Origin of the sequence: Pseudomonas sp. NPDC012596, from assembly GCF_042902325.1 — a bacterium.
Classification (GTDB): Bacteria; Pseudomonadota; Gammaproteobacteria; order Pseudomonadales; family Pseudomonadaceae; genus Aquipseudomonas.
In genome coordinates, this window is record NZ_JBIBEB010000010.1 from 12,796 (window position 1) to 26,161 (window position 13,366).

Genomic DNA, 13,366 nt, shown 5'->3' on the forward strand with positions numbered 1-13,366 from the left:
GCATCAGGGCCGGAACTGACTGGCTATCCTTCGAGTCAGTTCAACTATGCGCATGCCCATGAAAACATTCCTGGCCCTCGCCCTGCTGGCCCTGATCGCCGCCGCCGCCCTCCTCGGCTCGCCGTGGATGAACGGGCGCTTTCACATGCCTTCAGACAAAACCCCGGCCCAGCAACGCGAAACGGCCGGGTTCCCAAGGGAGCCGGCCGTTTCGAAGCAGCACTAGTGCTTAGTGTTGCTTGGCGCTACGAACCTGATGCACCACACCCATGGCCACCACGATGGCCGCGGCGATGCCGGTGGAGATCACCAGGATCTGGTAGTCAGGCATGAAGGCCATGGTGACCAGCGCGGCGACGATGAAGGCGATCACCAGGTAGGTGAGCCACGGGAACAGCCACATCTTCAGACGTACTTCCTTGCCCTCGGCGATCAGCTTGCGGCGCATGCGCAACTGCGAGAAGGCGATCACCAGGTACACCAGCAGGGCGATCATGCCGGTGGTGTTCATCAGGGTGTCCAGCACGTCTTTCGGGCGCAGGGTTTCGCTGAAGTTGATCAGCGCGCAAACCACGGCCACCGCGCACGAACCGATGATGGCGTACACCGGTACGCCGGTGCCGGCGCGGGTGATTTTGAAGAACGACGGTGCATCGCCACGCTGGGCCAGCGAGAACAGCATGCGCGAAGCGGTGTAATGGCCGGAGATCAGGCAGCTGCTCACCGAGGTCAGTACCACGAAGTTCATCAGCAGCTCGGCATACGGCACGCCCAGCAGTTCCAGGGTACGGCGGTAGGCGCCATAGCCGGAGACGCCAAGCTGCGGGTCGTTCCACGGTACCAGGCAGACGATCAGGAAGATCGAACCGACGTAGAACAGGCACACACGCCATACCACCGAGTTGGTGGCCTTGACGATCTGGGTGGCCGGGTCTTTGGCTTCGGAAGCCGCGATGGTGACGATTTCGGCGCCGAGGAAGGCGAACATCACCCCAAGCAACGCACCAATGACCGTGGTAATGCCATTGGGCATGAAGCCTTCGGCGGTCAGGTGGGTGATGCCCCGCACTTCACCGAACTGCCAGACGTTCATGACCGCCGCGGTACACACGATCAGGAAGCAGACAATCGCAATCACCTTGATCAGCGCGAACCAGAATTCGAACTCACCGTAGTGCTTGACGTTGAAGAAGTTCACGGTGATCAGCAACAGGGTCGTGGCCAGCACGAACACGTTGACGCTCACGTCCGGGAAGAAACCATGCAGGATCTTGCCCGCCACGTACGCTTCCCAGGCCATCAGGATGACCCAGTACCACCAGTACAGCCAGCCGATGGTGAAACCGGCCCAACGGCCAATCGCGCGGTCGGCGTAGGTGGAGAACGAGCCGGTGTCGGGCGAGGACGTCGCCATCTCACCGAGCATGCGCATGATCAGTACCACCAGGATGCCGCCGGCAAGGTAGGCCAGGACAGCAGCCGGGCCGGCGCTGTGGATCACGCTGCCGGAACCGACGAACAAGGCGCCGCCGATAACCCCGGCGATCGACATCATCGTCAGGTGGCGCGACTTGAGCGAGGCACTGAGCTTGCTCTCGTGCTCACCTTTCGCGGTGGTGGTTGTGGATGTTGCTCCCATCAGTTGTGTACCCCGTGCTTCTTTTTATCCAAGGAAATGCGTGAAGCCATGATGGCGATCGGCTTCACCTGTACATCAGCGCTAATGCGGGCAGGAAGGTGTGCGCAAACACACGCAGGCCATCCCTGGCGGCCTGCTTGCACACCCGAAGGTTTGCCCTTCGGGCGAACTGAACATGCTTTATCTGGCGATATCTGACACCTAATGTAAAAATGTCCGACAGATAGAGCCATGCACAGTGGCATGAATCTCGCACTGCACTGTACAGGCCGCCAATGCAATACACCCTGCAGGCGCCAGGCGATACGCACCCTCAAGGCCCCCGAATGCTCGAATTACATCCAGACTCCTCAACCCCGTTGGTCAACCAGATCATCGACGGGCTGCGCGAGCTGATCGACAACCAGACCCTCAAGCCAGGCGCCAAGGTCCCGTCGATCCGCGCGTTCGCCGCGACCTATTCGGTGAGCACCTTCACCGTGGTCGAGGCTTACGATCGCCTGGTGGCTCAGGGGCTGCTGGTGAGCAAGGGCAATGCCGGGTTCTTCGTCAACCGCGCGGTGGCCGAGTTGCTGGACACGCACACCGCCGAGGCCGACGCCAGTCGACCATCGTTCAACTCCGAATGGTACCTGCAGCAGATCTTCGAAACCCGCCAACTGCCGTTCAAGCCAGGTTGTGGCTGGCTGCCCAACGACTGGATGTACGAAGAAGGCCTGCGCCGTGGTTTGCGCCAGGTGGCCGGCAGCCCGCTGGAGCTTTCCGGCTACGGCGACCCCATGGGCCTGCCGGAGCTGCGCGCGCTGACTGCGCAGAACCTGCAGCAAGAGTTGTCGATCGTCGCCAATACGGCGCAGTTGATGCTGACCCACGGCGCCAGCCAGGCACTCGACCTCGCCGTGCGCACGCTGGTGCGCCCAGGTGACGTGGTGCTGGTGGACGACCCCGGTTACCCCAACCTGATGAGCATCCTGCGTACCCAGGGCGCCACCCTGATCGGCGTGCCGCGCACCCCGAACGGCTACGACCTCAACCATTTGGAGCAACTGCTGGCGCATCACCGCCCGACCGCCTTTTTCACCCAGCCGCACCTGCACAGCCCGACCTGCTCGCGTACCCCGCTGCCGCAGCTGCACCGCCTGCTGCAACTGGCCAGCCAGCACGGCTTCCGGCTGGTGGAGAACAACCTGTACGCCGACATGGTCGCCGAGCCGCAGCCGTGCCTGGCCAGCCTCGACCATCTGCAGCAGGTGGTGTATGTGGGCAGCTATTCCAAGAGCATCTCGCCCAACGTACGGGTCGGTTACCTGCTGGCCAACCCGGCGCTTTCGCAGAAGCTGTTGCACCTGAAGATGCGCTCGGGCCTGACCACCTCGCAGGTGATGGAGCGCGTGGTGTACGCCGCGATCATCGACGGCCGCTGGCGCAAGCACCTCAAACGCCTGCGCCAGCGCCTGGCCGAGGCGCACCAGGAAGTTGGCCGCCACCTGCATCGTCTCGGCTTCGAGCTGTTCACCGAGTCGGACGAAGGCATGTACATCTGGACCCGCCACCCGGCCATCCCCGACAGCGCCGCGCTGCTGGACGATGCGCTGGAGAAAGGCATCATGCTCGGGCCCGGGCAGTTGTTCATGGTGGATGCCAAGCCGACCGGGTGGATGCGGTTCAATGTGGCGTTCAGTACGGACCCGGCGATGTGGGAGTTGCTGGAGAAGGTGTTGGTGAAGCATGTGCGGCGAGGTGGAATATAGGGGGCGGTGCTTCTGAGAAGGGGCTCGCTACAGGCGCTGAATATCTAACGGCATGCATGGGGACGAACGTTTCACCTGTAATAGCATTTACAGAATTCGCATTACCCCCTAGCTTCTATTGAAGTCCAGCGCCATGAGATGGATAAATTTACTCATCACGCATTAATTCCATGTTACTCCTCATCTATTGACCCTACAGCATTCATCACTCCATACCTGACCACCAGGAAAGAGAGATGATCGCCCGGATAACCTTGACACGCCCAGAGCTCGATGAACTCTATTCCAACGTACCTTTTGATTATAACTTTGAAGCATTGCTCGCATGGAACAGTCCATTTTCGGCCCCTATCGTTCCGCCAGACATAACAGCACTTACTAATGAAGCGCTTTTTGATAATGCCAAGGCGCTAGCGCAAGATATAATCAACAGAGTCGAAGCGAGCTGCCCACCCGACACGCCTGGTTTTGATGACTATCTTGAAGCACATTACTTAGCTATTGAACAAAGACACTCCAAAAACCTTAACAAACTGTACGCAAAAAAAGCCTTCACACTTATTCTTTACAACACAATCAAGAGGCAAGCAGGCCGCTACACCGACCTATATTCAGGATCACACATCTACACCCCAGACGATCTAAACCCGGCGGAACGCTTTTTTCACCAAGTACAGACACACTTCGGCATTGATAGTGACTTCTGGATTATTGAGCAAGACATTTACCAACTCGTGACCAGCATCACCGCAGCACAAGTCGAAATCGTACTTACGCGCTGCCTGAAAAAGACCCAGATAGAGCTAGAAAAACATCACCACGAAGCAATAACAGCCTTAGCAAACCGAAATCAGCAAAACCTTCAGAGCAATTCGATCACCTTTTCACTGAACCCCACCATTCAACTAGGCACAACCCAAGGCCCTATAACATTAACACACCGTTTCGAATTCAAACTGCGATACGAAGGGCTTAAACTCCTCAAAATGGCCCAAGCCGCAGCATTACGAATTTTCAGATTGGGTATTGGCGGAGTCTTTTACTCACCTGAATTAGGGAACGCTGATCTGTATCATGACTCGGCTCTGAGCATCCCGGCGGAGCTGCTAATTCCTGACTTACCCGATAACATTCAAGAGCTTGCAGCAACCCAAGGTTCTCTGGATTCCCCGCTTCGAATCCACACCGAACTCGACGCCTACATTCTTTCAAGACACCTGAAGACAGCAAACGCAGGTAATCAGATACCCGTGCGCGCCCTCATCTATGATGAAGCGAGCAATAGCTACGTCTCGGTCCCATCAAGGGACTTCCCGATACGGCTTACATTCCCCATACATGCCGCTACTGATTTCTCGACTACATCTCCAGGCATACCAGTCGTGCCCAGCCCATATGAGGGTGTGAATCTCGACACCCCCTTTGGAGCGTCGACACCGTTCCCCGCAATCGAACCTCAAAACCCCAAAGATTGTATCTACTGCTTCCCGGCAGAGTCTGGCCTGCCGCCGTTATATATCGTATTCAATTCGCCGTACCCTGGCGCTACGACGGTAGGCACCTACAGCGGCAGGGCCTACAATCCGGATAAAGCGGGAGGGCCTGTCGAACGCCTGGATTGGCGAGATGCCACGTTCACCCAAGCGGGAGTCGACCTTGTGAAATTACACATAAGCCGCTTCGATCCATCTGACGCTAATGTCGTCATGATTGATCGGCTTGAAAAAATCTTACACGGGAAGATAGAACCTACTGACATAGACAAGCGATTTATCACCCATGAACTGAGGGAACTTGAGCGCTTTCGTGCCCTCGGAATCGCTGATAGAATTCTGCCAATTGATGATGGAGAGGCGTGGAACAACACTCACGCCGCCACTTTAGAAGACTACCAACTTAGCTCAGAAGCCGAACTGCTATATACCCCCAAGGCTTTGGAAGCTGAATTGAAACAACTTCAACGAGATTACCAATGAACACTATCGACCACATAGTACAAAACGAGGAACCTAAGGATGTCATTTTGTTCCTTACTAGAGGCGCCAGCATCTCTCACCCGCAACTAGACAGATTATATGAGCGTAATAAATGGGTCTTTCTTGGCAACTGCCTCGGCCTGATAGACCTGATAAAAAAAATGCGTTCGGATGGACTAATAGAACAAAAAGGCGGCGGGTATTCGAAAGGGCCCAAATGGACCCCCCCCCAATTCCTTCTTGAGAAAAAATACAAACTCAACCAACCTTGAGTGCGACCACTTATGGATGCGACTGCCCTGTATCTAACCAGTGTAATTGGGCAGCTAGACGTCACAACAGGGTGCCGACTGCATCATCAGATGCTGCCGGCACCTTGTATTTATTGCCAACCTGCTTTATCTGCAAAAAACGCCCGCGCATTCGCCTCCAGACTTTCCAGGTGATACCCCCCTTCCTGCACAATCACACACGGCAACCGCAACGCCCGAATCCGCTCACCCAACGCCGCAAACCCTTCGGTCGTCACCGCCACCTTGCTTTGCGGGTCGAGTTCGTAGATATCGAACCCCAGCGACAACACCAGTACCTCGGCGCCAAAGTCCTTCACCGCACTCAGCGCAATCTCCAGCTGGCTCATGAAGTCCGCCTCGCTGGCGCCATGGGCCATCGGTAGGTTGAGGTTGTAGCCCTCCCCCGCGCCGCTGCCGCGTTCGTCCTCGAACCCGGCAACGCCTGGATAGAAATTGGTCGGGTCGCCATGGGTGGAGACGTACAGGACATCGTTGCGCTCGTAGAAGATCTCCTGAATGCCCTGCCCGTGGTGCATGTCGGTGTCAAGGATGGCCACCCGGCGGTAGCCGCTGCGCAGGGCCTGGGCGGCGACGGCGGCGTTGTTGATGTAGCAGAAGCCGCCGGCGGCATCGAAGCGTGCATGGTGACCCGGTGGGCGGCACAGGGCGTAGGCGGCGGGCTCGCCGTCGAGGATGGCCTTGGCGGCAGCCACGGCGCTCTGTGCCGACCAGTAGGCCGAGTGCCAGGTGTGCTCGCCCACCGGGCAGCTGCCGTCGGCCAGGTAGCGGCCGGCCTGGGCGAGGATGCCGCGCAGTGCGTTGGGTTCACGGACGAAGATGTTCGACATGACTTCGTCGCCCCAGTCTTCGGGTACTTCTTTCCAGCGCGCATGGGCTTCTTCGAGGAACGCCAGGTAGGCTTCGCCGTGCACGGCCTTGAGCGGGTCGAGGCCGGCGTCGGCAGGTTGGCGGATGTCGAAGCCGAGGCTCTTGGCGGCCTGCAGCAGGCGCTGGGCGCGCTCGGGGACTTCCTGCGGGGTGCGCATGGCGCCGCGCGAGTAGTAGCTGCGCGGGTGGTGCAGCAGTTGTTGGGGGTGGAAGTAGCAACGCATCAGGCTTCTCCTTCTGCACGGCCGGCGCGGGCCAGCACGGCGTTGAGCAATACATCGACGCCCTGGCGAGCGTCCTCGGGCAGTACGTCTTCGGCCTCGTTGTGGCTCAGGCCACCGACGCAGGGGATGAACACCATGGCCGTCGGGCAGTAACGGGCAAGCAGAATGGCGTCGTGGCCGGCGCCGCTGACGATGGATTGCTGGGCATAGCCAAGGCCATCCACCGCCTGCTGCACGGCCGCCACGCAGTCGGCGTCGAACGGCGTCGCCGGGCTCACCCAGTGGCGGTCGATGCGCACCTGCAAGCCGCGCTGGGTGGCGATGGCCTGCAGTTTCTGGCCGAGGTCGCGCTCCATGGCTTCGATGGCTTCATCGCGGTGGTGGCGCAGGTCGACGGTAAAGCGCAGCACACCGGGGATGGTGTTGCGCGAGGACTTGGCGATCGACAGTTCACCCACGGTGGTCAGGCCTTCGGGGGCAAAGTCGGCGGCCAATTGTTCGACGGCCTGGATCATCCGCGCGGCGCCGTACAGGGCGTCCTTGCGCAGCGGCATCGGCGTGGTGCCGGCGTGCGCCGCCATGCCTTCGACGGTCACGTCCAGCCAGCGGATGGCCTGGCCACCGCTGACCACACCGATGGCCTTGGCGTTGTCTTCCAGAATCGGGCCTTGCTCGATATGCGCTTCGAAGTAGGCATCGACCTCGCCGCCCAACGGGCGCTGGCCGGCGTAACCGGTGCGTTTCAGCTCATCCGCCACGCTGATGCCGTCGGCATCGCGGATGTCCCAGGCCTGGTCCAGCGCGAGGGTGCCGGTGAACACCGCCGAGCCGAACATGGCCGGGGTGAAGCGGGCGCCCTCCTCGTTGGTCCAGACGGCGATTTCCAGCGGTTTGCGGGTCTGGATGTTCAGGTCGTTGAGGCGGCGCACGACCTCAAGGCCCGCCAGCACACCGTAGACGCCATCGAAGCGGCCGCCCTCGGGCTGGGTGTCGAGGTGGCTGCCCATCATCACCGGGGCGGCGCTTGGGTCGCTGCCGGCGCGGCGGGCGAACAGGTTACCGATGGCATCCACGCTCAGGCTCAGGCCGGCCTCGCGGCACCAATGGCTGAACAGTTCACGGCCAGCCTTGTCTTCGTCGCTCAGGGCCAGGCGGCAGCTGCCGCCGCGGGCGGTGGCGCCGACTTCGGCCATGGCCATCAGGCTCGCCCACAGGCGTTCGCCATTGCTTTTCAACATGTGCGGATACTCCAAAAACAAGAAGATGAATCAGGCCAGTTCCAAGCGCTGGCTATGCGCGTACTGGCGCGCCAGGGCCAGCACGCACACCAGGGAAATGGCGGCGATCAGGGTGTAGAACACCGCCATCGGCCACCAAAGGCCTGTGAAGGTGTGCGCCAGCCAGGTGCCGATCAATGGCGTCAGGCCGCCGGCGATGGCGCCGCACACCTGGTAGGCCATGGAAATCGCGGTATAGCGCACCCGGGTTTCGAACATGCCGCTGACGTAGCCGGCGATCACCGCATAGAACGAGGCCATGCAGGCTGCCGCCAGGGCGATGCCGAGCACGATCAGCGGGCCTTGGCCCGAGCTGACCAGCACGAACATCGGGTACGGCGAGGCCATCGCCAGCACGGCAACCAAGGCCAGAAAGCGCGTGGCGCCGATCTTTTCCGATAGCCACGCGGCCAGCGGCTGCACGCAGAACTGGATGATCGCCACGAAGAACAGGCATTCAAGGATCAGCGAACGCTCCAGGTGCAGTTGCTGGGTGGTATAGCTGATCATGAAGGTGTTGGTGAAGTAGACCCCCGCAATGCCCAGGGTATTGGCGCCGATGCACAGCAGCAGCGGGCGCCAGGCGGTGCGCAGCACTTCCAGCACCGGCGCCTGCTCCTTGCGCTGGGCCTTGGCCGCCTGCTCGCGGCTGGCAATAAATTCAGGCGACTCGTTGACCCCCAGACGGATCGCCAGGCCCACCAGCAGCAACAGTGCACTGGCCAAGAACGGCACGCGCCAGCCCCAGCTCATCAGGTCCTCTTCGGGCAGCCGGGTGACAGCGCCGAACGCCAGCAAGGAAAGGATCAAACCCGCCGGGCTGCCCAACTGGGCGAACGAGGCAAAGAAGTTGCGCCGGCCCTTGGGCGCATGCTCGCCGGCCATCAGCACGGCTCCGCCCCATTCACCACCGACGGCAATGCCCTGGATGACGCGCAGGATGATCAACAGCACCGGTGCGGCGGCACCGATCTGTGCATGGGTCGGCAGCAGGCCGATACAGACGGTCACGATGCCCATCATCAGCAAGGTGATGACCAGCGATTTCTTGCGGCCGATGCGGTCGCCCACGTGGCCGAAGACGATGCCACCCAACGGCCGGGCGAAAAAGCCGACAGCGAAGGTGCCAAAGGCAGCCATGGTGCTGAACAGGCTGTTGTCGGAAGGGAAGAACAAGGCGCCGAACACCAGCGCGGCAGCGGTGGCGTAAATGTAGAAATCGTACCATTCGATCATGGTGCCGATGAACGCGGCCGCGGCGGCACGGCGCGGCTGGGGCGAAGCAGTGGGCTGCATGGGGGGCTCCTTTGTTTGTTTTTCTGGCAGGAGTTGATCGGGTCACGGTAGCGCTCTGTGGGCGCTTGACTGCGATTTATCGTCCCGGGGCTATGATTAGTCAATTTTCTATTTATTATTCGCACTATTAGCCACGCTTATCATCGAGCCCCGCCATGTCCGACCGCCTGCTCAACGACCGCCTCGACTGGAACCTGCTGCGCACCTTCCGGGTGATCGGCCAGGAGCTGTCAATCAGCCGCGCCGCAGCGCGCCTGCACCTGACCCAGCCGGCCGTGAGCCAGGCGCTCAAGCGCCTGGAGGAACAACTGGGCCGGCAGCTGATTGCCCGCCGTGGGCCACGCTTCGTCCTCACCGACATGGGTGAGCAGCTGTTCCTGCTGGCTGGCGAGGTGTATGGGCAGATGTCGCAGATCGGCGGACTGCTGGAACAGCCAGCGGACGAATTGGTGGGCAAGGTCAGGTTGCTGATGATCAGCCGTATCGTCAGTGAGCGTTTCGACGATTTTCTCGCCGACTTCCACCGCCAACACCCACGGGTGGATGTGGAAATCGACGTGATGCGCAGCTCCGATATTGTCGCCGCGTTACAGGAGAAGACCGCCACGGCCGGCCTGAGCCTGAACCGTCGGGCACAACCGCGGCTGGAGCAACGCTTGTTCCTGCGCCAGCGCTATGCGTTTTTCTGTGGCAAGCACCATGCCCTGTTCGGCCAGGCCGAGGGGGATTTGCAGCGGGAGAATTTCGTCAGCTTCACCAGCGACCAGATTGGTGGAATGCTCTCGCCGTTGACCATCTTTCGCGACCAGCAGGGGTTTTCCGGCCGCATCGTCGCGTCGTCGCCGAGCCTTGAGGAGGTGCGCCGGCTGGTGATCGCCGGGTTTGGCATCGGCTGCCTGCCGGAGCATGTGGTGGCGGTGGATGTGGCGGCAGGGTTGCTGTGGAAACTGCCGCCGCAGGAAGGCATCGCGGATGTGGATATTCACCTGCTGTGGAACAGGGAGCAGCGCCTGAGCCGAGCTGAAGAGGTGTTTATCGAAGCGCTGCAGAACTGCCTGGAGTGAGCAGCCTATTCAGCGCTTCCCCTTGTCACCCAGGATCACCTCCAAGGTGCCACGTTTTATAGACGACGCGGGAAATACTGCTATGCCCGAGGTGAGTTGAAGGACGTACTAGGACAGACGCTGGTGACGGGCAAAGCCTGCTACAAGATCCTGACCCTGCAAGCGGCGACATAGCCAAGCCTTGCAGGCTGCGCTTCTGTCGCCTGAAACTTGGATCCCATCAACTTAAGGGGTATGCTCGCGGCAATAGCCATATGCCATCATCCAGGTGCAACCCGCCTGGACTTCAAGGACGAGCCCTTTGCCCAGCCACACTACCCGCCACACCATTGCCCGCCAGTGGCAACTGCTCAAGCTGCTGCCCGACCGCCACCCCGGCTTGAGTTCGACGCAGCTGCAGTCAGCACTGGCCAACGTTGGCCACAGAACCAGCAAACGTACGGTCGAGCGCGACCTCAACGAACTCGCGACGCTGTTCCCTCTGCGCTGCAACAACAAGGGCATGCCTTACGGCTGGTACTGGCAACCGGGCCTGAGCCTGGGAGAGGCCCAAGAGCTGCAGCCGGACGTGCTGTCCCCTACGCAGCAGATCGAACTGCGCGCCTGGGTTGACGACGCCCTCGCACGGCGCCTGGAAGATCAGCCGTTGTCCGATGACATGCGCCTTGCCCCGCATGGTGCAGGTGGCGCGACGCTGGATGCCACGGTCGACGACAGCCGCGCGCTGATGGGCTGGTTGTTGTCCCAGGCCGGGTCCATCCGCGTGCAGGCACCTGAAGACTTGCGCACGGCCATGGTCGAACAACTGCGCCAGAGCCTGGCCCTGCACGACGTCGGTGTTCAGCTGCCGCGGCGGGCCAAACAGGCGTAACCCAGGCCCAGTACACCGAGCACCAGCACGCCGAGCAACACCATGAGCTCGCGGCTGTAGCGTGCCGCCCATGCCGGCAAGCCAATGAATTCGCGATAGACCTGCACATTGGCCACGCCATCGGCATGGCTGATGCTGATACCGCTCTGCCGAATCTGCGAGTAATCGGCATCGAAGTAGACCCAGACCTTACAGGCCCCACCCGGCTCGATGGCGGGGATCTCGACCATGGGTGTCGCGGCTTCGATGATGGTGTCGTTGCCAGCGGCATCGCGCACCTGCACCAGGCCTTTGGCCGGCAGGCGTATCTTGACCTCGCGTACCTGCACGTCACCTGTGTTGCGCAACTCGATGAGCAAGCCGGTGCGGTGGTCCACCAACCCGGCCTCGAACGGTTTGGCGAACAACTGGGCATAGGGTGCCTGGGCCAGATCGATCAGCCGATCCACCTGCTCCTGGTTCAACGCACCCTGGCCGATGCTGTTGATGCGCGGCTGCAAGCGCTCGTATTTGAGCTGCTCGTTGGCCTTGCTGATGCGCTCGCTGAACTGGCTTGGGTAGGTGAGGTAGGCGTAGGTCAGGGAAGCCTCAAGGCGTGCGTTGCCCTTGAGCGCCACATAGGCCACCAGCATGACCATCAGGCCAAGCAACAGGGCTACGAGGAGTTTCCCGATTTTGTCCCAACTCAACGGTGTGTTCCTTCTGTCACGGCATGCACGGTTCAAGGGCCCCAAAGGGTGCCAAGTTAAACGCCGCCAGGCAAGCGCTCAGACGCACCGCAACGCTAACCCCGATCAGCTGGCCGCCCTGCCAGAGCTGATCAGGGTTGTCTGCCTCGACGCTTTCAGCAGAACCGCTCGACCTGCGCCGGTGTGCGGCGCATCAGCACCTTGCCGTGGCGCACCGACACCAGCGCATGCCCCTGGCTGCGGACCATCTCGTAGTCATCCGGTGCCGACAGCAGCAGCAGGTTCGCCGGGCGCCCCACCTCGATGCCGTAGCGCTCGCCCAGGTTGAGCGTGCGCGCACTGTTGTCGGTAATCAGGTCCAGGCAGCGCTGCAGGTCCTCGTAGCCCAACATGTGGCAGATGTGCAGCCCGGCCTCGAGGATGCGCAGGATATTGCCGTTGCCAAGCGGGTACCACGGGTCGACGATCGAGTCCTGGCCGAAACACACGTTCATCCCCGCCCGGTCGATCTCGGCCACGCGGGTCAGCCCGCGGCGTTTCGGGTAGGTGTCGAAGCGGCCCTGCAGGTGGATGCTCTCGGTCGGGCAGGAGACGAAGTGGATGCCCGACATCTTCAGCAGGCGGAACAGCTTGGAGCAGTAGGCATTGTCATAGGAACCCATGGCCGTGGTATGGCTGGCCGTGACCCGCGCGCCCATGCCGCGCACCCGCGCCTCTTCGGCCAGCACTTCGAGGAAACGCGATTGCGGGTCGTCGGTCTCGTCGCAGTGCACGTCCACCAGGCAACCGGTGCGCTCGGCCAGCTCCATCAGGAACTTCACCGACGACACGCCCTGATCACGGGTGTTTTCAAAGTGCGGAATGCCGCCCACCACATCGGCGCCCATGGCCACCGCTTCGGTCATCAGCGCCCGGCCATTGGCGTACGACTCGATACCCTCCTGAGGGAAGGCGACAATCTGCAGGTCGATCAGGTCGCGCACCTCCTCACGCACCTCGACCATTGCCTTGAGTGCGGTGAGCTTGGGGTCGGTCACGTCGACATGGGTGCGTACATGCTGGATGCCGTGCTCCACCAGCATGCCGATGGTCTTCTTCGAGCGGGTCTTGATGTCGTCGTGGGTGGTGATGGCCTTGCGTTCTGCCCAGCGCTCGATGCCTTCGAACAGCGTGCCGCTCATGTTCCAGTTCGGTTCGCCGGCGGTCAGGGTGGCGTCCAGGTGAATGTGCGGCTCGACGAAGGGCGGCACCACCAGGTTCTGCTGGGCGTCCAGGTCATCGGGGTTGACGAGCGATACCACTTGCGCCTGGGGCGCAATGGCGGCGATGCGATCACCGTCCAGCTCGATACGGAACAGGCCGGCCTTGCCGCGCAGGCGTGCGTTGATGATGTTCATG

General features: G+C 61.1%; 12 protein-coding genes. 6 read left to right on the forward strand and 6 right to left on the reverse strand.

Features of this window, described 5'->3' with window-relative positions; genetic code table 11:
* Positions 1 to 46: 46 nt before the first annotated feature.
* Positions 47 to 226, forward strand: coding sequence for a hypothetical protein (locus ACFY68_RS13750; protein ID WP_387528023.1), 180 nt, complete (start codon positions 47 to 49; stop codon positions 224 to 226).
* 3 nt (positions 227 to 229) lie between these two features.
* On the opposite strand, the gene ACFY68_RS13755 is transcribed toward ACFY68_RS13750, so the two are convergent.
* Positions 230 to 1,639, reverse strand: coding sequence for an amino acid permease (locus tag ACFY68_RS13755; RefSeq protein ID WP_387528026.1), 1,410 nt, complete (start codon positions 1,637 to 1,639; stop codon positions 230 to 232).
* Positions 1,640 to 1,965: 326 nt separating this feature from the next.
* Between ACFY68_RS13755 and ACFY68_RS13760 the strand changes: the two genes are divergently transcribed.
* From ACFY68_RS13760 to ACFY68_RS13770, 3 genes are all read left to right on the forward strand, one after another.
* Positions 1,966 to 3,390 carry a PLP-dependent aminotransferase family protein gene (locus tag ACFY68_RS13760; RefSeq protein WP_387528029.1) on the forward strand — a complete coding sequence of 475 codons (1,425 nt, stop codon included), beginning with the start codon at positions 1,966 to 1,968 and terminating at the stop codon, positions 3,388 to 3,390.
* 236 nt (positions 3,391 to 3,626) lie between these two features.
* Positions 3,627 to 5,366, forward strand: coding sequence for an S-type pyocin domain-containing protein (locus ACFY68_RS13765; protein WP_387528032.1), 1,740 nt, complete (start codon positions 3,627 to 3,629; stop codon positions 5,364 to 5,366).
* A complete protein-coding gene (locus tag ACFY68_RS13770) occupies positions 5,363 to 5,638 on the forward strand; it encodes a hypothetical protein (RefSeq protein WP_387528035.1) in 276 nt (91 codons plus the stop codon). Before ACFY68_RS13765 ends, ACFY68_RS13770 begins: the two co-directional genes overlap by 4 nt.
* Before the next feature lie 110 nt (positions 5,639 to 5,748).
* Here the strand turns inward: ACFY68_RS13770 and ACFY68_RS13775 are convergent, their stop codons facing one another.
* Genes ACFY68_RS13775 through ACFY68_RS13785 form a run of 3 tightly spaced genes read right to left on the reverse strand, consistent with a single transcriptional unit; the run spans position 5,749 to position 9,344 of the window.
* On the reverse strand, positions 5,749 to 6,771 hold the full coding sequence (locus tag ACFY68_RS13775; protein ID WP_387528038.1) for a histone deacetylase family protein: 1,023 nt from the start codon (positions 6,769 to 6,771) through the stop codon (positions 5,749 to 5,751).
* Complete coding sequence (locus ACFY68_RS13780) at positions 6,771 to 8,009, reverse strand: Zn-dependent hydrolase (protein WP_387528041.1); 1,239 nt, start codon at positions 8,007 to 8,009, stop codon at positions 6,771 to 6,773. Before ACFY68_RS13780 ends, ACFY68_RS13775 begins: the two co-directional genes overlap by 1 nt.
* A 30-nt stretch (positions 8,010 to 8,039) precedes the next feature.
* A complete protein-coding gene (locus ACFY68_RS13785) occupies positions 8,040 to 9,344 on the reverse strand; it encodes an MFS transporter (protein WP_387528044.1) in 1,305 nt (434 codons plus the stop codon).
* A gap of 155 nt (positions 9,345 to 9,499) precedes the next feature.
* On the opposite strand from ACFY68_RS13785, the gene ACFY68_RS13790 reads away from it, so the two are divergent.
* Positions 9,500 to 10,408 carry a LysR family transcriptional regulator gene (locus ACFY68_RS13790; protein ID WP_387528047.1) on the forward strand — a complete coding sequence of 303 codons (909 nt, stop codon included), beginning with the start codon at positions 9,500 to 9,502 and terminating at the stop codon, positions 10,406 to 10,408.
* Positions 10,409 to 10,709: 301 nt separating this feature from the next.
* Positions 10,710 to 11,279 (forward strand): WYL domain-containing protein, encoded by a 570-nt coding sequence (locus tag ACFY68_RS13795; RefSeq protein ID WP_387528050.1) that lies wholly within the window; start codon positions 10,710 to 10,712, stop codon positions 11,277 to 11,279.
* Here ACFY68_RS13795 and ACFY68_RS13800 read toward each other — a convergent pair.
* Both ACFY68_RS13800 and codA read right to left on the reverse strand, forming a co-directional pair.
* Positions 11,249 to 11,968, reverse strand: coding sequence for a hypothetical protein (locus ACFY68_RS13800; protein WP_387528053.1), 720 nt, complete (start codon positions 11,966 to 11,968; stop codon positions 11,249 to 11,251). The genes ACFY68_RS13795 and ACFY68_RS13800 overlap by 31 nt on opposite strands.
* Positions 11,969 to 12,123: 155 nt before the next feature.
* A complete protein-coding gene (gene codA / locus ACFY68_RS13805) occupies positions 12,124 to 13,365 on the reverse strand; it encodes a cytosine deaminase (RefSeq protein ID WP_387528054.1) in 1,242 nt (413 codons plus the stop codon).
* Between the last annotated feature and the right edge of the window lies 1 nt (position 13,366).